The organism is Brucella pseudogrignonensis (genome assembly GCF_031454375.1).
GTDB classification, from domain to species: domain Bacteria; phylum Pseudomonadota; class Alphaproteobacteria; order Rhizobiales; family Rhizobiaceae; genus Brucella; species Brucella pseudogrignonensis_A.
The window spans coordinates 22,285-43,262 of the sequence record NZ_JAVDQT010000013.1; the positions used below are offsets into that span (position 1 = coordinate 22,285).

Consider the following 20,978-nt stretch of genomic DNA (forward strand, 5'->3'; position numbering starts at 1 on the left):
CGATTTATCTAATTTACTAAATTTTAGGATACGATTTTACAAATTGCAATATAGCATACTGTAACTAATTATATTTAAGTTTTATTTATCGATCTTTACCGGCTTCTACAGCTCGAAGATTGACTGTTTTTACAGTGTTTTTTAAATCTCGACCTACAGAAAATTACAGTATGAAGCAACAAGTAGCCGAAATCTGCCTACAATCGAGCCGTATAAGGGGCAGAAATGGCTCCTTCAAGATAAGCAATTAATAGCATTGCAAAGCACACGTGCTTTACAAATTTATTTACTAGTTTTACAATCAGGCCATCGCTTCGCGATATTAGCCGGTAACCGGGCCAGACTTGCGCCTTGTGGCCACAAATCTCCGATTTGCTGTCCACTTCGGCGCGCCTGGCTTTCTTCATCGGGGTCGCTTCGCTCAGCCCAATTCGAAAGGAAGTTTCATGAATATTGACGCTTCGCATCAAAAGATTTCCGCAAAGAGGAACAGTGGAAAGAAGACAGCTGAGAACAAAACAGAGTTTTGGAAACTTCGCCTCACAGACGAAGAAAAAGCCGTTTGGCAAAGCCGCGCGGATACTGCCGGACTGACGCTATCCGCTTACGTCCGTCGGTGTGTGGAGGGTGGTATCACGCATACAAACTCTGCTCAGCCAAGTCTCGTTGAACGCGACACAATAATCCGCGAACTGTCCCGCATCGGCGGCAACCTCAACCAGATCGCGCGCTACATAAACGCCGACAAAGGGATCAAAAAACAAAACTTAGCTGACGAGCTTTACGGCACAATCCAACTTCTCGCTATGAAGGTAAAAGAACTATGATCATACGAGATTTACCCCGCCGTAACAGCCGATCCTCTTCAGTTTCACGCTTCAAATCGAGCTTGGATTATATGCTCGAAATTAAGGATAAAGGGCGATCTCAAAATGCTGATCTCAACAATTCACTGAAGCACGCTTTTGGCGAAAATGTTGATTACATGTTAAACGACAAGGCGGATCAACATCTAAAATCTGGCGAACGCGTTGAAGCAACTTTCTTCAACGAAGGCGCTATTCTGTCTCTGCAAACTGCCGCAAAAGAAATGGAAGCGCATGCACGTATTGCAAAATGTAAAGACCCTGTTTTGCATTCTGTGATCGCTTACGCATCTATGAGCGGTGAAGACCCTACCCCGGATCAAATCCAACAAGACGTAGAAAATTTTTTGCGCGAACGCGGCCTTGTGAATGCCCCTGCCCTACGCGGAAAGACGACGCCAGAGCAACGCGCAGCACACGCTGAAAATGAGCTTAATCAGTACGTCGCAGTTGTCCATGGCGACACGAAAAACAAGCACGTCCACATTCTTGTAAACCGAGTAAGTAAGGACGGCCACGTTGCGTCCCTTTCTCATTTTTCACGCAAGAATGATAATCTGGCCGCAAAGATCTCACGCGAAAGAAATTGGGATGTTGTAAATTCCGTCTATAACCGTTCTGCAATTAAAGATCAGGCTCGCGAACGCGGCGCGTCTAAAGATGAACTGGCGATGCTGGAAGCAGGGCAGTTTTCAACGTTCACTGGGATGCGCAAGAATCTAGAAGAAAAAGCGCGGCTAACGACAGCAGAGCTTGCAGCGCGTAACGCAGATAAGGCCTCCTTCGTGGAGGACTATTCTGAAACAGTGCAGAACGCTTTTAAAGACGCCAAAACGATGCAGGACTTTAAGGATAAATGCTTCGCGGCTGGTGTCATTGTAAAATTTTCAGAGAAAATGACGAAGACAGGCAAAGTCCTGCCTGGCGTGTCATATGCAGATATATTTGACGGAGCAGGAAAGTCGGGAACCCAGATCGGTGTCCCGGCTAAAGTGTTGATAGAAAAGTTCGGTCAGCCTCAAAAGAATTGGATCGAGCAAGCCAAGCCGTTTGATGCAGATCAGGCAGCACAAGAATCTCTCGCTCAGCGTAGGGAAGAAGAAGCAAAAGCACGGCGCTCTATTGTTCCTCAAATCACCCCTATTGATCAACCTATCCCAAAGGCCGCGATTGTTGAAAAAACAGAAAACCAAAAGGTGTTTGAACGACTTATCGACGTTGACCGTCTTGCTGTACATGTAGATCGGCAGGCAATTGCGAAAGAAAAAGCATCTTTACAATACAAGATCGTCAGGGCTGGATCTAAACTTGGTTTATTTCAGAAGTCGATGCAGGATCGGCAAGCGCGCCATGTCCGCTTGCAGCGCCGTGCAGATTCCAATCAACGCCTTGTCGATGAGGGCAACAAGATCCTCATCGCGTTTGAAAAGGAGCGCATAAAGCTGCAAAAGCAGCTAGATGCTATTCCTGATCATCAAACAGATAGGCGTGAAAAAACAGAGCTCAGAATTTACGCACTGGATGCAAAGGCAGAATATGAGATCTTTCGCAAAAAATTTATGCTTCAGAAAAAGCAGATGCGTGACAAGATTTACAAAGATGCTACGCACAGTCTCCAAGCTAAAAAGAAGCTGATAGCCTTTAGAACAAGCGTTGATAAATTCCTCTTTGGCGCACGATCAGCGTACCGCTCAAAACGGCAACGCGAAAATGAAGCACGCTTTTCGGTTAATGCCGACAGAGACGTGCGCCTCAAGTTTCTGAGCAACCAAAACCCCGCAACTTATCTTGATTGGTTAAAAAACCAGCCGAACAGCGCACGCAATATGGCGGCTCTTGAAGTTGAGGTGTCACGCCTCAAATGGATAAAAGAACAGGAAGCGAAGCGAGCCGCCCCTGCCCCCCGTAAAGCCTATGAAGCCCCTACGCCCGAACAGTACAAAGCAGAACTCGCAAGAAGCAAGGCCCAACGAGAAGAACAGGCGCGCATAAAACAAGCGCAAATTGATGCGGAGCACAAAAAGAGGTTGGCAGCGCAGCGCCAACGCGCAGCTGAAGAACAGGCGACGAAAAAGGCGCCAGAACAACAAACAAAAAATAAAGAACCTATTTACGTTGCCCCTACCCCCGATCGCAATGACAGGAATAGAGGGCCATCAAGGTAATAATTCTAAAATACGAAACGGCCTTCGGGCCGTTTTTTTTGAGCAGGCAGATCTTCTGAAGAGAAATCAATAAATTTCCCAAAAAGGAAGAGACGTATGCTAACTGACAAGCAAAACCTGATAATTGAACGCCGCATTGAAGATGCGAAAAAAAAGACCTGGCTGGCATACGTTCTTCTTGTATTACTTGGCGGCTTAGGTTCTCACCGCTTCTATGTAAACGGCCCGTCAGCAGGTGCCGTCGGAATGCTGCTTTTAGCGGTTCTAACAGTTGGATTAGCTATCATAGAAGCTGACAAAGCGTCAGACATGACACTAATTGCACTATGCGTATGGCAACTTGTAGACCTCTTTTTGATACCGAGCATGATACGCCAACGCAGCGCAAAAATGCGCAAAGATCTAGAATTTGACGCGATGATGCGTGCTTAAAAACAGCGGCCTATGGGCCGCTTTTTTTTCGCGTTCCGCTCAATCTCAGTGGTTCACTCGCAAAGCTCTTTCAAATTCAAAAATCTTGAAATTTCCCAAAAAAATGAAGAGCACTATGGCGAAAACATCTACTACTAAAAAGGACTACGCAACGACTGTAGCGGAACGCATCATTGAGCTCATCGAAGCGGGCGAAGCTCTATGGATGAAGCCTTGGAAAGCTGGCGAATTACGCCTTCCTTATAATGCCGCAACAGATAAAGAATATCGCGGCATGAACTCTCTTTGGCTTGCAATGCACGGCTTCAGCGACCCGCGCTGGCTGACATTTAACCAAGCGGTTGCCGCAGGTTATAAAGTCAAAAAGGGATCGTCTGGGGCTCTCGTTGACTATTGGAAATTCACTGAAGAACGGACGAAAAAAGACGAAAATGGAAAGTCTGTGCTTGGCGAAGACGGGAAGCCAGTTAAAATCACCATTAAACTATCGCAGCCACGTGGTTTTCGGGCAGTAGTATTTAATGCGCAGCAAATTGAAGGAATCCCCGACCTGCCGGTTCCAAATCTTGGAATTCAGCCAGTCGTGAACGTTGCAGCAGATGAGATGATTGCCGCATCAGGTGTTGAGATCCGACACGTTGCTGGGAATAAAGCTTTTTATAATCCTGTTGTGGACAGTATCACTCTGCCCCTGCGCAGCCAGTTTAAGGGAAACGGGGAATACTATGCAAGCACGTTTCACGAGCTGGCACATAGCACAGGCCATAAAAGCCGCCTGGATAGAGACCTCACCGGCAAGTTCGGCAGTGAGACATATGCGAAAGAAGAGTTGCGCGCAGAAATCGCCGCGATGATGCTTGCGGAGAAGCTACGAACAGACTTTTTGCCGCGCAACCACGCGGGTTATGTGCAGTCTTGGATTAAGGCGCTTAAAGAAGATCCGCGCGAGATTTTTCGAGCAGCATCTGACGCCGATAAAATCAAAAACTATCTTATCGCCGTCAATGACTAGAGATTTCTTCAGTTTTGTGTCCATGGACACAAAACACAAAATCTAACATTCAGCTGCATTGTCGTAGATGACCATGTGTCCATGGACACATGGTCGAGAAAATAGCACGGATGGTAAACCGTTTGTAAATTAGTAACGAATCTGAGATAGCTTTAGGATCGGTGATTTACCATCATTGGACCTTTTACCGATCATAGGGCGTGTGGGATGTTAACAAAGAATAAAGAGCCGCAATCGAAACAGCATCTACCGACCGTGCTCGGTGAAGACGCGGGGAAGCTGATTCAGCAGTTGCAGCATCATACACAATTACTATTCCCTCCACATTCAAAGAAAACCATTCGTAATTTTTCACCAGCTGAAGCAGCTTATTTCATCGGCATCAGCGACAACTATTTGCGCAAGTTCGCCCAGGAACTAGATCTTCCTGTCGGTGCAAATGGAAAGCGCAGCTTTTCCATTTCTGAGATGAACTCTATCCGTTCTATGCTTCAACAGAAAAATACGGATGTTGACTACATCCGTCATCGCCGAGAAGGTGAGGGGCTTCAGGTCATCTCGCTCGTGAATTTTAAAGGCGGATCAGCGAAAACGACAACATCAGCGCATTTAGCGCAGTATCTTGCATTGCGCGGCTATCGCACGCTAGCCATCGACCTCGATCCGCAGGCATCGCTGACCACTCTTTTTGGCATGACACCTGAAACCGAAGTCAACAAAGACGATACCCTTTATTCAGCGATCCGTTACGAGGACGTGCGCCCGATTTCGGAGCTTATCTGGGAAACATACATTCCTGGTCTTGATTTGATCCCTGCGAATTTGGAACTGGCTGAGTTCGAGCACGACACTCCTAAAGCCCTTATGAACCACAACCTGGAGCCCAAATTCTATTCGCGGATTTCAGAAGCGCTTTCTACAATCGAGCAGCATTACGACGTCGTGATCATCGATTCAGCGCCACAGCTTGGCTTCCTTACAATGTCTGCTCTGTGTGCATCGACATCCATTTTGATCACTGTCCACCCCGAAATGCTCGACGTCCTGAGTATGTCTCAGTTTCTGTTAATGATGCGGGATCTGATGTCCGTTATCGATCAGGCGGGCGGCAAGGCTGAATACGATTGGATCAAGTATCTTATGACTAGATATGAACCAAACGACATGCCGCAATATCAAATGTCCAGCTTTATGCGGTCGATCTTCGGCAAGCGTGTGCTTGAAAATGCGATGTTAAAATCAACCGCGATCTCAGATGCCGGGGTGACTAAAAAAACCCTTTATGAGGTAGAGAGAAGTAATTTCACCCGCGCTACCTTTGACCGCGCTATGGAATCTCTCAACGGCGTCAATGGAGAAGTTGAAGCTTTAATTCGTCAGGTGTGGGGTAGGGCGTAATGGCAAAGAAAACGCTCATTCAATTCACCGAGATCAACGAACCAATCGTTTCAGATAAAATTGAAGAAGGTGCGACTTCTAATACGCGAAAGAAATTTGACGGGAGCGAAGTGCGCTCAAGCCATGGCTATGTAAGCGAGCTATCGCGCTCGCTGCAAAGCATCGACGAAGTTAAGCAGAAGGCTTCGGAATACGAAACGAAGCAAGCCGAAGGCCAGGTTATAAGTGCGCTGAGCCATGACCTGATCGACTTCTCGTTTGTCAAAGACCGCATTGATGTCCAGCAAACCAATATCGATGAGCTTGCCGAAGACATTAGTGCCCATGGACAGCAGTCGCCAATTCTGGTTCGTCCGCATCCTGATGCACCAGGGCGATATCAGATTGTCTATGGACACCGTAGGTATCTCGCGACCCAAAAGCTGGGAATTCCTGTTCAAGCGCTCATCAAGAGCATCGATGACAAACAGCTCGTCATCGTGCAGGGACAGGAAAATAGTAGTCGCGAAAACCTGTCATTCATCGAAAAAGCGCTGTTTGGCCTCGAAATCCGCAAGCAGGGTTTCGCACATGAAGTTATAATGAGCGCACTAAATGTCAGCTCGTCAATGGCTTATCGATACCTAAAGATCGCAGAGCAAGTCACGCCAGAGCTGATCTATAAAATTGGCCCAGCGCCTTCAGTTGGTCGACGGCCATGGACGGATCTATCTGAGATCATTCAAGAGAGGCTAGACACCGCCAATGACTTCATGGACACTTCAGAAGTCAAAGGTATAGACAGCGACGAGCGTTTTCAGGCACTTTTGGCTCACTTAACTGAAGCCAAACCTGTACAGGAAAGCCCGAAAACTGCGCCTAATCAGAAGTTTGTGTCCATGGACACAAACAAAAAGACACCGGAATCTAAGTCTTGGAGATCCCACGACAATTCGGTTACTTTTTCAATGAATCGGAAGCCAAAGAAAGTTGCTATCGAACTTGCCAGTGAGAGGGCGGGAGCTTTTGGCGAATGGCTATCAACCCGTTTGGACGACCTATACGGGGAGTTCGAGCAAGCAGATAAACAAAACGGAGACTGAGTCGCAAAAGAAAAAAGCCCCCAAACGTTGCCGTCGTGGAAGCCTTTTCAATTAGTGTAAGCAGCTACTGAATCGCATTTTCACGAATCACTGTCAAGAGTTTTTGGCACCGTTTTGGTGAGAAGATTTCTTTTGCCTTCAAAAAGGTAGAGTGAAATGCAAATTCTGGAGACTGTCACGTCTGCCCTGAGCGGACGAATGACTCAGCGTGTCTCAACATCTAAGGCGTCAGGCGATGGCATCAAGAAATGGGAATTATACAGACATCTGTGTATCGCAAAGGCTCACTACGGCCTGAATGACCGCTGTCTGACTGTTCTCAATTCTCTGCTGTCATTCCTCAGCGATGACGTCATCTCAACGAAATCAAAGCTTGTAGTCTTTTCGTCCAACAAGCAGATTTCCATTCGTGCCCATATGATGGCTGAATCCACTCTTAGAAGACATCTCTCGTCTCTTATTCATGCGGGTCTGATCACGCGTAGAGACAGCCCCAATTGCAAACGCTATGCTCATAAGAATGGGGGAGGGGAGGTTGAACTGGCTTATGGCTTTGACCTGTCGCCCTTCTTTGCAAGAGCATCTGAAATTACACAGGCGGCTGAGCTTATTCGTGATGAACAGCGCGCGCTCAAACGTATGCGTGATGAAGTTTCCGTTATTCGAAGAGACTTGGCAGCAGCATTTGAACAACTGCCTGAAAAGGCAACCAATGCGTTGTTCAGCTTATTCCGCAGTGTCGTTGATGGCATTCCGCGTCGCGCCACAAAGGCTGAACTGACAGCCATTAAGGCTGCATTAGAAGCAATTCAGGCAGATTTATCTATCATATTGAAAAACAATGGTAATGTTCCAGAATTGAGCGGCAATGGCGCTCAGTTTGAGCGGCACCATATAGAGTCACTTCCAGAATCTCTTTTAGAAGGAAAAGATGATTTTCAGAATTTGAAAGAGACTGCATCTGAAGCCGTGGTTCAGAAATCAAACGTATCGCAAGCTGAAACCATTTCTCTCGATTTAGTTCTCAGAGCTTGTCCTGATATCCAAACCTATTCACCATCTGGCATCAGGAGCTGGCGTGATCTCGTGGATGTGTCGAAACTGGTTTCTGGATTTCTTGGGATTTCGCAGGCTGCTTATAGCGATGCTGTTCGTATGTGGGGCATTGAGAGCGCTTCAGCGGTCATTGCTGGCATTCTACAGAAAAGCAGTGAGATTGCCTGTGCTGGTGGGTATTTGCGGTCTCTGGTGCAGAAGGCGAGGACAGGGGGCTTCTCAATTAGTCAGCTCTTGTTTGCGTGGATCAACAGACCAGAAAGTCGTCAATTTTATAGTTAGTCTCATGCTTGTATGTTAACATAATCTGCCTTATTATATTTATCATATAATATATGCGGAGATGCAGCATGGCGACCCTTAATGAGAATTTAGCATTCCGACAAGCCAAAGAGCAGATAATCCTCCAATCAGCAGACGAAGCACGAGACTTTAACAGTTTTAGAAAAAAGCTGGCTGAGCAGGGGGTTCTAATAAAACTAGTCTTAAGGGAACGGCATGATGTAGAATTTGGCAAACCAACAAAACATCGTGCAGTGTCTTTTACAGATCTAAACGACCATGCGGGTTTTGCAGGCCAAGATATTGATTTATCGGTGCATTTGCTGATTTCAAAGTTTGGCGAACCAAATCAGGATTGGTATCAGACGCCTGGATATTATGCTGAGTGGCAAGAGCAAAAGCAGCTTTTCCCGGAATTAGCAAAAGTTGATCAGGAAGCAGCAGCGCAGTTTTCGGTAAGCAATAAAGAGTATGTGCAGCTCGAACGGGCTCAAAAAATGCTTGATCGTCCTGAACAGGTGCCAGATGAGATCGATCAATTTACATATTACGATACATTGGAAAAGATTGGCGCGGATGTTGAAGGTCCAGAATCTGATTTTGGTGTCTACAATGTTTGGACCAAGCAAAAGTCATCTGATTTAGCATTAGCGAAAACAGAGCTCGATAAATCAATTAATTCAAAAACGATGAAAAGGCTTGAGCGCGGCGCGCGCATAGGCCTGTTTAAAGAAGCGCGTGAAAAGAAAGATCTGGAACACAGTTTTAAAGCGCAACAGGTGACCTCAAAAGCTTATGCTCTTCATGAAGACAGGAAGACGATGATCTACCTAGCTTCGGAAAAAAAGAAGTTAGACAGATTACTGGCTGACACGAAGCCTGAAACACCTGAACGCAAATTCGTCGTTGAGCAAATTGCTTTACTGGAAATGAAGGCTGGCTACGCAAAGTTTGCATCAGAATTTCGCTCTAGAGAAATCAATGCTGTCTTTAAAGATCAAGGCAAGGCGTTAAATGCATCTAACGTTCGAGAAGGCTGGCTGGAATTAAAAGCACAAGCCAAACGAGATTGGACAGAAGCGTTTAGCGGAAAAGCTGCCGCCGCACGCGCATATCGAGAAATGCGTGAGGACAATAAGCTTATTGTTGCAAAAACTCTTAAATACGCGATGACCAGCATCAAACCAAAGGAGCCGATGCGTTTTGAAGCCTGGCTCTACCAACAAGAGATGACGCCGCATGTAGCGGCTGCGGTTAATGGTATGCAGTCGCAAAGAATGACTGCACAGCAGCGTGTAGAAGACACGAAAACCATTTCTCAACCCACTGAAATATCTTTTTTTTGGCAGAAGAAGTCTTTGTCAGATGAAAAAATCGCGATGATCAGCAACGAAGTTGCTGAAAAATTATACGGCGACAAGCCGACCGAGATTTCGTCCAAATTGACCGAAAAAGGGCGTGAAAAGCAGCAGGACGAGACTTCTCCTGAAGTTACTTTGCTCAATGATGACACACTGAACAAAAACACAAAACAGCAAGGCGAACGCATAGCGCGTGACGCAACAATGGAACGCGTCTCAGAGAATACAGAAGATAGAAAAATAATACAGGAAAGGAAGCAAGCAGAGCATCTTGTTAAAGAACAGGAAAATAGATCAAAGGAGCTAAAGGAGAATAAATCACAAGGAAAAAAGCCAGTACTCAAACTAACTAAGCCCATCTAGATCTACGTTGAATAGGGCGTAAATATTAATTTCCAGAGGAATGAAGATGAATAAGAGCGAAAATAATCTTGATAGTACAGAGCAGCGCAATCAAGCGCGTTCCCAAAATGACAGCAACAGTAAGACCGAGATTCCAGCTGAAGAGCTCGTGGCAGCACAAGAAGCACGTGCTGCGCAGCTTCGTGCAGCAAGACAGGAAGGGCTGAGCAAGCAACAACAGCAGGAACAGGAGAAAGAACAAGCCAATTCTTTAACCAGATAACAAGTTGTCCGCACAGTGCCGGCAAGCAGCCGCCAGAGAGGAACGTAATGTTTGACATGTCTAAAAATCCGCTACGCGAAACGCTTGAGACTACAAAAGTCGCACTTACGATTGCTGCGACAGCAATTGCTATCACACTGCTCATGCAGCCAGCGATAGCTGAGAGTAATGAAGTGGCTCCAAAGCGAACAGCCTGTGTGTTAGACAAAAATGAACTATCAGCCGATGAAGCTGTTATTGTTACAAAAAGCGGCTGTTTTGTCGTAGATGCGCACAAAGACGGCTTCACTCTTATTAAGATATTAAGTGAACACATTCGTCGCCTCCCTGAAGTTGAGGTCACGCAATGAAAGATTCTGTGCAACGCGCGATTGAGCATGTTCATAGCTTGGAAAATGCTGAGCATAAAATAAGTGACAAAGAAGCGCTGCGGCGTGGAACTCTGGCAGCACGGATGGATGCTGCTTTGTCAATTCCGTCACAATCCAAACGCAATTTTGATGATGATTTTGATGATTACATTCTTCAGAAATCGCCTGAATGAGAGCGGAAAGTTATACAATCAAGAAAGAGAAGCAGAGAGATCTAGCTTGATGGATATAAAGTTTCAAATAATATGAATTTTCGCTTGCCAACGTGAACAGATGCAGTACACTAAACAAAAGAAAGGCAGCCCTGTCAAGACTGCCTTTCTGACACAACCGATCTAACCGAACCACCAGACAGATCATTTATTAATACAGTATAAGCATATTGAACTAACATTTCAAGACTACCCAAAAAAAATCTGTCTTACAAAAGTGGCCGGTCCAGATCTTTAAATTGAACAATTTAAGGATTAAGTAATATGACCGCACACAACCAAAACACATTTGTTGTAAAAAACAGTAAAAGCGAAGCGGCAAAAGTGCGTTACCTCGCCGCGCAGAGCTATACATTTACTCCAGCGCATTCCCTACTAGATAATATTTCTTTTAATTCTCCAGTTATTATTCCATTAGATTCAGTGAGATTCGAAGCACTGACAGGCAAAGCACTGTTTCCCGTTTCAGACTTAGAAACAGGTGAAGTGCGAGGAATTGTTGAAATCGCGGTTGATGACATGGGCAACGTGCTGTCACCTGAAAAGCGAAGATATATTGACGCGTCTGGCTATAAAAAGCCACTTGCTGTCGTTTTAGAGCGAACGAAGGGTTCAAACGAGAACATTAAGTTCGTAACCAACACAGTATTCGATGCGATTGCGGTCTACGCGGCACTCGACGGACAGTTCACTGTATATGCAGCTTGTGGCCTGGAGCCGTCACTTTTACTCAACGACGGTGGAAAATACATCGTATGTGCGAATGGTGTTGCCGATGAGTTAAAAGACTGGTCAACGCGTGCTATCCAAAAAAATGTACTGAAGCACAAAGGCCTTGCTCAAGTTGCCCGACTTGCAGGCGTAGAAACATTTGCAAATCTTGGTCATGAAATAATTAAAGTCAAGTTATTGAAATATATCAATAACTTTAAGAACCAAGTTAAGTCTACGCGCATCTCACTTAAAGATGCAGAAGACATAATAAGCGTGGATGAGTTTAACGACCTTATATCGCGTAAGGTTGAGGGCGCGTTGCATATCGCGAACATAACAACTGGCGGCGGAAAATCCTATCAAGCTATTGTTAATATTATTAAAAAACGCATTGAAGAGATTAATGCAGATGAGAATCTGAAGAACCGTAAAATTGTTTATGTAACTCAAAAACACGACTTTTCGCAGCAGACGCTTACCGACATCAAAAAACATCTCGGTAGTTCTGTGCGTTCGTTTATTTACAGATCGTTTGAATCGAAAAATCCAGATAATCCAGAAGAGCTGATGTGTCAAAACATCGAAGCTGTTCGCGAAGCGCGTGCTGTAAGTGCAAAGGTTGAAGAAGAAGTTTGCAAGACATGCCCTTTCGCTAAAGCGTGTGCATTTCAGCGGCAACAAAAAGAAATGGCGATTGTTCAGCCACAAGTCATTATCATGAACAATAATTTTCTTGTTAATGGCAAACTACCAAAACCGATACGCAATCATTTAGGTGAAAAAGCAGTTATTGATCTCGTGATTGCTGATGAAAATCCGCAATCGAGTGTAATTAAGAATATTGAGATTAAGAAGTCTCAGTTAACAGATCCTATTGACAAAATAATATTAAATAACCCTGGTCGAAGCATTGATCTGGTTTTCGCTGAGCGCGTAATGCAAGCTATTGCAACGACAATAGAAAAATACAAAGGTCAAAAAATAACAATAACGGAATTCTCTAAATCGGTATTTCAAAATGAAGACGCATTGTCTCATCGTTTGTTTACAAACATGACGGAGCAGGAACAGCACGATAATCTTTATAGAGCACTGCAAGGATACGCTGACAATATATTAAAATTAAAAATAACAGAGCAAGAAGAGAGAGATTATCGCAAAAGAGGGTTTAACAAACGTGTCTTTGATATCGAAAAACTACTACGAGTGATGCAAAATGTAGCTTTTCTAAAGAGAGAAAACTATTATTATTCTAAGCCTCGAAGCGCAATGGATGCGTTTCAGATGGAAGAATACGGATCTGGCCGTGAGCCGGTCGTAACTGTTGCGGAAGACGGGGTGTGCGTTCCTGTTGTTGACATACACAAAGATCTTGCAGACGTCCCCATTGTCGCGCTCGACGCGACAGCCGATCTGTCCCTCGTTTCGCGCCTGTTTCAGCGCAACATAACATCGTCTTGTGTTCAAAACATTGAAGCGCCCTTCGCGACAATCGTACAAGACGCCTCGCGTGCATACTCTATGCAGTTTCTTCAACGAGAGAGTAATATTGAAAAGATTGAGAATTATATTCTACGTGAAAGTAAAAAAGCTACAAAGCTTTTGGTAGTGACGAACAAGGATATTGAACGCGTACTTATTAGACGGGGTTGCATTTTAAGACATTCTCTTAACTGCGAGATTGCATTCGCGCATTTTAACGATGTGGCGGGTATGAACACTTTTTCTGATTTCGATATTGCTGTTGTTATAGGTAGGCCGCAACCGCCAGTTTCAGCTGTCCGCCACACGATTGAGGCCTGCGGCGGTCGCCACGACGATGACAATTGGCATCTCATCGAGCGCGAACGCGAGATTGTTGATGGAGGCATTAATAAAAAAGTCTCGTTTGAAGCGATGGGGTCGAAATGTCCGATCGCAGATGCCGTGCTACGTCAAATTTGTGATGCGCAGGTTGTCCAGGCAATTGGGAGATTGAGACAGATCCGCCGCGAAGCGCACAATCCTTGTAAGATTGTGATCCTTGGTGATGCGGTTGTGCCATTTCCAGTGCGGCTGATGAGCCAAGCAGAGGTCGATGTTATTGACGATCACAAGCGCATCATCGAACGTGGCTTTTTTTCGAACAATCCTGCTCATGAGAGTAAGATCTCAGAAGGCTCATCTCTCAGTATTTCGCTAAACACTCTTACTCAGCGCCGTGCCATGCAGGAAAAGGCAGGAGTGAAAAAAGAATGGATGGAAGGGCTCGTTCCATTCCGGTATCAACAAGCTGGACAAGGCAAACGTTTGAACGTGGGCTATTATGACCCAGCAAAGCTATCAGCAAGCGAATTAAAGCATGAACTGGAAGAGAAGCTTGGTGAATTGGTCATTTTGGAAACTGATGAGATCGAACCGCTTGCAGCGGAACTTTATGACACAGATTGCGTCATTCCAGATGCTCTAATTAAGAAAGAACAGAGTAGATGCGAAGTGCCGACAGAAGCTGCCGAGCTTAAAGTAACAGCTTCGCCACCGCCAATCTGAACGAATAATTGCGTAAAAAGAAAAAATAAATCGCAGTCTTAAGTATCTGCATTATCTAAACACGCCATAACTTTGTAATTTTCATGCAGATTGCGTGAAAATCAAAAGAACTGTGTCGAAAAATTTCAGAGAGTACCAGATTCATAGTATCATTTCGGATGGTATTCATAAATGGCTTGTAGCACTTCTGACGTTTAGGGTCATAAAACCTATATTCCGTCATTTTTCTTCTAGGTATTTTGAGTTTCACGCCAAATCTTAAATGAAGTGTTGGTAAAATCCTATATATTATTATTTACCTTTTTACCAACACTTAAAGAACCTGCGCCATGCACTTTCGTGAGCCTTGCTGCGAATGAAGCAATCAAAAACATTGAGTAGTTCAAAACCCCCAAAAAACTAGACTCTGCTAACCGACATGCCATACAAATGCATTCAAAAGCATTTATAATGAAAGGACGCCGGGATGGCACGTAAACCAATTCAAAACATGGATGGTTCAACCTTCATTTCCATAGCCAATGACATCACTTTTGGCGCGCTGGAAGCCGGAGAAATCAACAAAGAACAAGCCCAAAAGCTCTTCCGCCGCATCTGCGCTGCACTCGAAAATAAAATACACAAACAATACGCACCTCTACGCGACACTAGCAATCCTGCTGTTCCAATTGACCAATCCGAATTTCCCGATCGCCTAATCTGTTTAGAAGACGGTCGTTCTTTTCGCTCGCTCAAACGCCATCTTAGTGAAACGTACGGAATCACAGAAGCTGAATACAAAAACAGATGGAAGCTGCCACAAAATTACCCAATGGTATGCAAAGAGCTTTCTGACAAGAGAACGAAGAACGCCAAAAAACAGGGTCTCGGCACAAAAGATTAAGCAGCATTCCTACCCAAAAGCCCCGCAATTGCGGGGCTTTTTTATGTCCTCTGTTCCAATTTAAGGGCTGATTATAATTCTTCATTTTATATGAAAATATCGTTGACATATAACATATATATAATATTATATTTTATATAGATTAGAGAGATGAATGGAGCCCCTCATGTCAATCACGACTTACATAGCAGCAGTATTCGTTCTTGTCGGTTCCATTGCCGCATCAGGTGCGGCGATGAGCGCAAGAACTGCATATGAGCACGCAGAGAGCTTTAAGGCTCAGTCTTATGACGCACTTGATTGCGCGACCAACTTTGTTCCTGGAACTCTCCCAGATCTCTCGAAATGCGTGATTAACGGCGTTCGTGCCGACGCTCTCTAATCCATTATGCAGGGAAGGAAATGACAATGACTGAACAACAAAAAGTAGAAGACAACTTCGAAAAAGCCATTAAAGCAACAATGACAACAGGAATGTTTGTAATAATTCTGTTCTCCGTTTTCGTCACTTCTTCAATTGTTGCCAACAAATTCTTTGTGCCAAACAAATATGAACACGTCTCATCCAGCAAAACAGGCGAGCGGATTCAAACGCAGATTTTAACAGCAAAAGACATCGCGCTTGCAAGTGTTTCAGAGAGGGATCTTATCGATGAATAAGTATCTGAAAGCTGCGCTCATTATTAGCGCATTTGCGTTTCTGCTGGGCTTTACTTTTTGGCCTCACACCTCCGGTGGAGATCAGCAAGACGCGCACATTAAGTTTTATTTCAATAATAAGGATTTATAGAAATGAATAGCAAAAAGTATGACGCGTCTCACACAATCGATTTCGAAGATCACGATTTGTGTGGAATTCTGGTCAAAGATTTTGATGATTTTGAAGTCGATCGTGACCTTATTTTTTCTCTCAATGAAACAAGCAACGCCACACGGCATCTTAGAAGATGTAATTAAGAAAGTTAAAGTTAATAGAATGCGCATAGTTCAATAAAAACCCCGCTACAGCGGGGTTTTGTTTTATCAAGCGAGCTTTGCATTACGTCTTCGTGAGCGCCATGCTTTTTTACCTCGGCCTTTTACTGATGCTCTTGCAACAAAACTATAATTGTTCGGAAGTTGCCACTTTGTGATGTATTCGTGCGGCGTCATACCGAGCCTTTTGAGATGACATTTTAGATACTTAACATGCTTACCATCTTCGAGGCAAATAATGTAACTGCTGTGCTTGTGTGTCGCTTCAGCAATCTCTTCCGGCGACAGAATGTTCGCAATCTTTCGCAGAGCATTTCCGGAGATCAGATCGTAGGCGGTGATGCCATGCACCGCCAATTTATAAGCATTTGCAGACATTTAAACCTCCTTAAAACTTAATCTTAAAGCCCGCAAAGGCACCGGCGCTGTAGGAGCTGGACGTCAACGACTTCTCAACTCTCGCTTCTCCGAAAATTGTGTACGTGTCGTTTTCGTTATACCTCGTCTTTCCCCATGTGTGTTGCGCACCGATTGAGATGCTGGCGCGTGTACGATCGCGACGATTGTTGAAGTCTGAATCACCAACGCGGATACTAGATCCCTTTCTGAACTCCTGATGCACATTTGCTGCCGCATAAACCTTCGTGCGGCTTTTAACCTTGCCTTTTGCGTCCTTTTTGACCGTTTCCTTTGTAATTGAAACGCCAAGACGACCATCAAGGCTGTCTGCATAATTATGCGAGACAGTCGTTCCGTATGTGTCTACAAACGGATCAAACTTGACGCGGTTATATTGGATCTGCGCTTGCGGAGTGATCACCCAGCCATTCTTCAGATCGTAGCGCTTTCCGACCTCAACAGAGGCTGCATAGCCCATCCCCTTAATGCTAGATGCCATTGATCGACCACCCGCATCAATGTCAGAAGAGTACCATGTTGCCTGAAGCTGACCGTCAACATAGAGGCCATTGTTGCCGTACCATGTCGCCGTCAATCCAGCGCCGTAGCCAGAAGTTGTGATTTTGCCCGAACCATAGCCGTTTTCGCCACGCAGAGACGTCTTCATCGCTGAATTGACGTAATGCATTGTAAATCCGCCGATTAGGATGCCGTTATCACCATTGTAAAGCAGCATGTCGGTTCCAGCCTGCATCTTAAATTTATTATAAGTGTAATCCGTTCCTGAAGTGGTGATTGCTGACTTAATGTCGCCGTGCTCGCCTTCGACACGACCCCACCAGCCAGATTTGTTTGCTGAAAGAGCTCCAGTATCGATCATCAGCCTCCCTTCTGAAGACCAATAACGATCGCCAACGCGCTGCTGAAGGGTAGGCAAGCTATTCGCGATTAGCATGTTCTGTGGCAAGGCTTCGTAGCTAGGAACACCTGGAGCGACGACAGGACGGCCTGGTTCAGGATCGACTGGTTCAGGTATAATCGGCACTTCAGGATCAATCGGATCGACTGGAACCACGGGCGGCTCTGGGTCCACAGGGTCAACCGGGATAACCGGAACTTCTGGATCAACCGGATCGACAGGGTCCACAGGATCGACTGGGTCTACTGGGTCTACCGGATCAACTGGCTTATCCCTTACATCAGAGGTCAAATACCAGTTACCAGAATTATCCCCAGCACCTCGACCAAGCGCATAGAGATATTCGCCCGCAACAACCGCCTGGCGTCCGTTATAAACAACATCACCAAGAAGATCGAAAGTGCCAGCCGACACGCCACCAACGTAAATCACGCCGATCCCGTTTACCGTCTTAGCGCCTAAACCACCGAGATTGTTCATTTTGACATAAGTCTGACCGGACGTGTCTCCTGCAACCGCAAACACATCGGTTTCACTCTCATCGCCACCGAGCACCGTGTCCAAAACGAGCGTGCCGCCGATGCCAGCGTAGTTGCCGATGACGCTAAACGTGTCACCTGCTTTGCCGTTAGACATTGTGATTGTGCCAGAATTTGAAAGAGAAACAGCACCCCAATAGTCCGAGTTTGCATACAAGCTGGAGTTGCCATTAATCGCTAGAACAGCGTTTTTAGCAATGTCTGTTTTGACAGCCTGGACAATATTATTGTCTAACTGCACAGTGCCTTCTTCTATTCCAAATTGTAGGAATGTATTGGCATCTATTCCGCCATTTCTGCCAGTTAGGGTCAGAACATCAGCCCCTGTCTTTTTTAGAATGCCGAAATTTGTGAAGATATTGGCCGTTCCATCGCCGTAATAGAACGCATCTGAGCTATTATCAATTTTTGATAAATCGAATGACATAGCCTCATTTGCATTCAGAGTAAGGGTTGAATCCTGATAATAAAGAGCGCGCACAGAGCCATCAATTTCATATCCCGCTGACAGAATGAGATTGGCTTTTGCGTTGTTGTACGTATTCAAACGTATAGCGTGTGTGCCACCGCCCTTTATGTAGCGATCTACGTAAAAGTCTATGTCAGCTCCAGTGGAGTTAATAACAACGCCGTTTCCACTTTGCGAAATAATATCGCCGGTGCCTTTTACGACTACCTTTGAACCTGGATTCGATTGGTAATTTGTAATTTCAAGAGCAGTTCCAACAGAACTAATTGAACCCAAATTAATATCGAGATTGCCGCTACCGTTCGCAGAGTTGTAAAGCTCAACGCCTTTGCCGCCTGCAACAACAGAACCAATATTAACATTAAGATTAGCGTCACCATCTGACATATTGCGTATGTCAACAGCTCTTCCGCCTGAAGTTACGGAGCCAATGTCTACATTGACATTAGCTTGAGAATTTAAATTCCCGTTCAAAGCACTGTTGCTTAAAATTACGCCGTTATCAACAGCATTTATGGATACAGCTGTTAATTCTGAAGTTGCAACGTTTTCTGCATTAGTATTACCGTTAGCTCTGTTTGTAGAGTAAAAACCCCACGAATTAACGGTTACATTTCCAAGTTCTATTTCACTTGAAGCAGATGTTTTACCATCGTTGTAATTGTTAATAGCGTAATCATTGCTTGCTTCAGTGTTTATGCCTGTAACATTATCAACTTTAAGATACGTGTTAGTCTTGTAAGCAACGGCTTCAACGGACGCGCCATAGCCGTTGATTTGCAAATCTTTTGCAGTAATCTTCGATTGAGCACTGTCTGTAGCATTTGCACTCGCAGATAACGCGATTCCAGATTTAGCTTTAACATTACCCGCAGAGATTTCTACATTACTATTTTTTGTATAAGAAATTCCTGAGCGACCGCTAACGCCAATGTCGCCTTCCACATCTCCTGTTTTGATAACAACATTAGAGTTCTCATATGCGTGAGCGTACACATCGATAGCCGAACCCGTAACGTTAATGTCACCTGTTTTTACAGAAACATAGGAAGATCCAGTCTTAACTTTGTCTTTTTCATCGACAGCGGATCCGTTTACAACATTTCCAAAATACTTGATTCCATCTGAACCGCTGCCGCCTGAAGAACGGCCAACAGCAGTAATGTCGCCCACTTCAATATCAGCTGTAATGTCACCACCGATTTTGTTAACACCGTTTGTTTGGACAATCTGATCAATTTTTACAACTTCCAGACCCTTGCTGTCGGTGTAAATATTGCCAGTTTTTATTGTGATATTATTGTCTAAACGAGCGTTGCCACCAGCTGATAAATTATCGGTCGCATTTTGCGTTACAATAATACCGCCCTGCGATGAGACTAACTCATCTTTAATAGAAAGTGTTGTTTCAACACTTCCATTTCCAGCCGTATTCCATATTCTTATTCGTGAAGCGAAATCGTAAAACTGTTCGAGCTGATTTTTCATCGAGCCGATGGCAATAGTTAAAAGATTGTTGCCGTTTTGAACCCAATTTTTGGATTCAATTTGTCCATTCACATTTCCTGTGACGATAGCAGAGCGGTCTGTATCACCGATTGTTTGGGTGCTGCCCATACCGATATTTTGCGCATCGCCGTTGAGCGAGCCACTCCATATCTGTTTTCCATTTGTACCTGCTATTGTACCCGTACAGGTGTAATTTGTAGAAGTACCCACTTGCACGCAATCAGCGCGCGCAGAAGCGCCTGACATCGCAAACGCAACACCGATCAGCGCGGTGGATACGAGCAAATTTCTTTTGTATTCACTTTTCTTCATCCTAAATCTCCACAGTCACAAGTTTTACTTTGGATATAATAAAGTGATGAGAATACGAATGTAAGTACATCACTGCATATTTTGTATAGAATTATATGAAAATATAACATACGCAGCTTTTGCTACGGCGCTATAATGTTTGCGCGCGTCAAGCTGCATAAAAAAAGCCGCCCCGGAGGGCGGCAATTTACACACATAAGGAGACAGTGTTTTTAGTTAAACGTATTTCTCAGAGAAGTGAGATCGAGACCGCCATTTTGGACGCTAGTTTTTTCTTTTTGTTTAACTATGCCATTAAAGCCTGTATTTCGCTTACCTTCAGCAGTCAGTACAACCTTACCAGCAGTTATCGCTGGATCTGGGCTATTAAGTGTGAATGTCTGTCTGCTGCCAGTAATCTCATTTTTAATCGCCTGATACATTTCTTGTTCAATCTGAGCGAACGCATTGTTTACATCGTTTGCTGATGCGAACTGCCCGTAAAAGATGTTTTTGGCAGCTGAATTACACGCATTGACTTTTGTGCCAGCGCCAATGTTCCCTGAATAGTCTGTGTCGATGTAAACATCCCACTTGTCAGTACCAAGCTTCGTGTTTTCCTTCAAAATGCACCCAGCGATACCAGAAATTGAAGGTGCAGCCGTTGCAGCCGTCGCGCTTAGGGCGAGGGCGGATGCTGCAATAATGTAAGCTAAAGGACGCATAAGATACCTCATATAAGTTAAGGGGGTATTGCAGCTGGTTCCACCTCCAGCTGTATCTATTGACTCACACCTCAGAATCGAAGTCAAGAAAAAGATTCGTGTTTTGTTCCTGATGATGTCCAAAAACCTTAAGTTTTGGACTACCTGATTGGGGATAACGAAAA

The 20,978-nt window shown here is 44.8% G+C and carries 18 protein-coding genes; 15 read left to right on the forward strand and 3 right to left on the reverse strand.

Features of this window, described 5'->3' with window-relative positions:
• Positions 1 to 446: 446 nt before the first annotated feature.
• The 15 genes from J2782_RS21555 to J2782_RS21625 all read left to right on the forward strand — a co-directional run bounded on the left by J2782_RS21555 (position 447) and on the right by J2782_RS21625 (position 15,648).
• Positions 447 to 827, forward strand: coding sequence for a plasmid mobilization protein (locus tag J2782_RS21555; protein WP_310016099.1), 381 nt, complete (start codon positions 447 to 449; stop codon positions 825 to 827).
• Positions 828 to 898: 71 nt separating this feature from the next.
• A complete protein-coding gene (locus J2782_RS21560; protein ID WP_310016100.1) occupies positions 899 to 3,031 on the forward strand; it encodes a relaxase/mobilization nuclease domain-containing protein in 2,133 nt (710 codons plus the stop codon).
• A gap of 96 nt (positions 3,032 to 3,127) precedes the next feature.
• Positions 3,128 to 3,463, forward strand: a complete 336-nt coding sequence (locus J2782_RS21565) for an NINE protein (RefSeq protein WP_310016101.1) — start codon at positions 3,128 to 3,130, stop codon at positions 3,461 to 3,463.
• A 115-nt stretch (positions 3,464 to 3,578) separates the two neighbouring features.
• Positions 3,579 to 4,475 (forward strand): ArdC family protein, encoded by an 897-nt coding sequence (locus tag J2782_RS21570; protein WP_310016102.1) that lies wholly within the window; start codon positions 3,579 to 3,581, stop codon positions 4,473 to 4,475.
• Positions 4,476 to 4,682: 207 nt separating this feature from the next.
• Positions 4,683 to 5,873, forward strand: coding sequence for a plasmid partitioning protein RepA (gene repA / locus J2782_RS21575; protein ID WP_310016103.1), 1,191 nt, complete (start codon positions 4,683 to 4,685; stop codon positions 5,871 to 5,873).
• Positions 5,873 to 6,955, forward strand: coding sequence for a plasmid partitioning protein RepB (gene repB, locus J2782_RS21580; RefSeq protein WP_310016104.1), 1,083 nt, complete (start codon positions 5,873 to 5,875; stop codon positions 6,953 to 6,955). Before repA ends, repB begins: the two co-directional genes overlap by 1 nt.
• Before the next feature lie 198 nt (positions 6,956 to 7,153).
• Positions 7,154 to 8,293 carry a plasmid replication protein RepC gene (repC, locus tag J2782_RS21585; protein ID WP_310016105.1) on the forward strand — a complete coding sequence of 380 codons (1,140 nt, stop codon included), beginning with the start codon at positions 7,154 to 7,156 and terminating at the stop codon, positions 8,291 to 8,293.
• Between the two features lie 68 nt (positions 8,294 to 8,361).
• Positions 8,362 to 10,017: a hypothetical protein gene (locus tag J2782_RS21590; RefSeq protein WP_310016106.1), complete on the forward strand. Its 1,656-nt coding sequence runs from the start codon at positions 8,362 to 8,364 to the stop codon at positions 10,015 to 10,017.
• 46 nt (positions 10,018 to 10,063) lie between these two features.
• Positions 10,064 to 10,279 (forward strand): hypothetical protein, encoded by a 216-nt coding sequence (locus J2782_RS21595; protein WP_310016107.1) that lies wholly within the window; start codon positions 10,064 to 10,066, stop codon positions 10,277 to 10,279.
• Positions 10,280 to 10,326: 47 nt separating this feature from the next.
• Positions 10,327 to 10,629 carry a hypothetical protein gene (locus tag J2782_RS21600; RefSeq protein WP_310016108.1) on the forward strand — a complete coding sequence of 101 codons (303 nt, stop codon included), beginning with the start codon at positions 10,327 to 10,329 and terminating at the stop codon, positions 10,627 to 10,629.
• Positions 10,626 to 10,823 carry a hypothetical protein gene (locus J2782_RS21605; RefSeq protein WP_310016109.1) on the forward strand — a complete coding sequence of 66 codons (198 nt, stop codon included), beginning with the start codon at positions 10,626 to 10,628 and terminating at the stop codon, positions 10,821 to 10,823. The genes J2782_RS21600 and J2782_RS21605 overlap by 4 nt, the downstream gene beginning before the upstream one ends.
• 303 nt (positions 10,824 to 11,126) lie before the next feature.
• Entirely contained in the window at positions 11,127 to 14,105 is a 2,979-nt protein-coding gene (locus J2782_RS21610) for a hypothetical protein (protein WP_310016110.1), read from the forward strand.
• A gap of 466 nt (positions 14,106 to 14,571) precedes the next feature.
• Positions 14,572 to 14,988 (forward strand): MucR family transcriptional regulator, encoded by a 417-nt coding sequence (locus J2782_RS21615; RefSeq protein WP_310016111.1) that lies wholly within the window; start codon positions 14,572 to 14,574, stop codon positions 14,986 to 14,988.
• 166 nt (positions 14,989 to 15,154) lie between these two features.
• Complete coding sequence (locus J2782_RS21620) at positions 15,155 to 15,370, forward strand: hypothetical protein (protein ID WP_310016112.1); 216 nt, start codon at positions 15,155 to 15,157, stop codon at positions 15,368 to 15,370.
• 26 nt (positions 15,371 to 15,396) lie between these two features.
• Positions 15,397 to 15,648 carry a hypothetical protein gene (locus tag J2782_RS21625; RefSeq protein WP_310016113.1) on the forward strand — a complete coding sequence of 84 codons (252 nt, stop codon included), beginning with the start codon at positions 15,397 to 15,399 and terminating at the stop codon, positions 15,646 to 15,648.
• A 363-nt stretch (positions 15,649 to 16,011) separates the two neighbouring features.
• Here J2782_RS21625 and J2782_RS21630 read toward each other — a convergent pair whose 3' ends face one another.
• From J2782_RS21630 to J2782_RS21640, 3 genes are all read right to left on the reverse strand, one after another.
• The gene (locus J2782_RS21630; protein WP_310016114.1) at positions 16,012 to 16,341 is read right to left on the reverse strand and encodes a MucR family transcriptional regulator; all 330 of its coding nucleotides are present in this window, start codon (positions 16,339 to 16,341) and stop codon (positions 16,012 to 16,014) included.
• A gap of 10 nt (positions 16,342 to 16,351) precedes the next feature.
• A complete protein-coding gene (locus J2782_RS21635; RefSeq protein WP_310016115.1) occupies positions 16,352 to 20,110 on the reverse strand; it encodes an autotransporter outer membrane beta-barrel domain-containing protein in 3,759 nt (1,252 codons plus the stop codon).
• Between the two features lie 212 nt (positions 20,111 to 20,322).
• Positions 20,323 to 20,814, reverse strand: coding sequence for a hypothetical protein (locus J2782_RS21640; protein ID WP_310016116.1), 492 nt, complete (start codon positions 20,812 to 20,814; stop codon positions 20,323 to 20,325).
• Positions 20,815 to 20,978 lie beyond the last annotated feature (164 nt).

What these genes read in the sequence shown, in the direction of transcription:
- J2782_RS21555 (WP_310016099.1), top strand. Translation starts at nt 447, where the DNA reads ATGAATATTGACGCTTCGCATCAAAAGATTTCCGCAAAGAGGAACAGT.
- J2782_RS21620 (WP_310016112.1), top strand. Translation starts at nt 15,155, where the DNA reads ATGTCAATCACGACTTACATAGCAGCAGTATTCGTTCTTGTCGGTTCC.
- J2782_RS21565 (WP_310016101.1), top strand. Translation starts at nt 3,128, where the DNA reads ATGCTAACTGACAAGCAAAACCTGATAATTGAACGCCGCATTGAAGAT.
- J2782_RS21590 (WP_310016106.1), top strand. Translation starts at nt 8,362, where the DNA reads ATGGCGACCCTTAATGAGAATTTAGCATTCCGACAAGCCAAAGAGCAG.
- J2782_RS21630 (WP_310016114.1), bottom strand. Translation starts at nt 16,341, where the DNA reads ATGTCTGCAAATGCTTATAAATTGGCGGTGCATGGCATCACCGCCTAC.
- J2782_RS21605 (WP_310016109.1), top strand. Translation starts at nt 10,626, where the DNA reads ATGAAAGATTCTGTGCAACGCGCGATTGAGCATGTTCATAGCTTGGAA.
- J2782_RS21560 (WP_310016100.1), top strand. Translation starts at nt 899, where the DNA reads ATGCTCGAAATTAAGGATAAAGGGCGATCTCAAAATGCTGATCTCAAC.
- J2782_RS21625 (WP_310016113.1), top strand. Translation starts at nt 15,397, where the DNA reads ATGACTGAACAACAAAAAGTAGAAGACAACTTCGAAAAAGCCATTAAA.
- repA (WP_310016103.1), top strand. Translation starts at nt 4,683, where the DNA reads ATGTTAACAAAGAATAAAGAGCCGCAATCGAAACAGCATCTACCGACC.
- J2782_RS21595 (WP_310016107.1), top strand. Translation starts at nt 10,064, where the DNA reads ATGAATAAGAGCGAAAATAATCTTGATAGTACAGAGCAGCGCAATCAA.
- repB (WP_310016104.1), top strand. Translation starts at nt 5,873, where the DNA reads ATGGCAAAGAAAACGCTCATTCAATTCACCGAGATCAACGAACCAATC.
- J2782_RS21635 (WP_310016115.1), bottom strand. Translation starts at nt 20,110, where the DNA reads ATGAAGAAAAGTGAATACAAAAGAAATTTGCTCGTATCCACCGCGCTG.
- repC (WP_310016105.1), top strand. Translation starts at nt 7,154, where the DNA reads ATGACTCAGCGTGTCTCAACATCTAAGGCGTCAGGCGATGGCATCAAG.
- J2782_RS21610 (WP_310016110.1), top strand. Translation starts at nt 11,127, where the DNA reads ATGACCGCACACAACCAAAACACATTTGTTGTAAAAAACAGTAAAAGC.
- J2782_RS21570 (WP_310016102.1), top strand. Translation starts at nt 3,579, where the DNA reads ATGGCGAAAACATCTACTACTAAAAAGGACTACGCAACGACTGTAGCG.
- J2782_RS21600 (WP_310016108.1), top strand. Translation starts at nt 10,327, where the DNA reads ATGTTTGACATGTCTAAAAATCCGCTACGCGAAACGCTTGAGACTACA.
- J2782_RS21640 (WP_310016116.1), bottom strand. Translation starts at nt 20,814, where the DNA reads ATGCGTCCTTTAGCTTACATTATTGCAGCATCCGCCCTCGCCCTAAGC.
- J2782_RS21615 (WP_310016111.1), top strand. Translation starts at nt 14,572, where the DNA reads ATGGCACGTAAACCAATTCAAAACATGGATGGTTCAACCTTCATTTCC.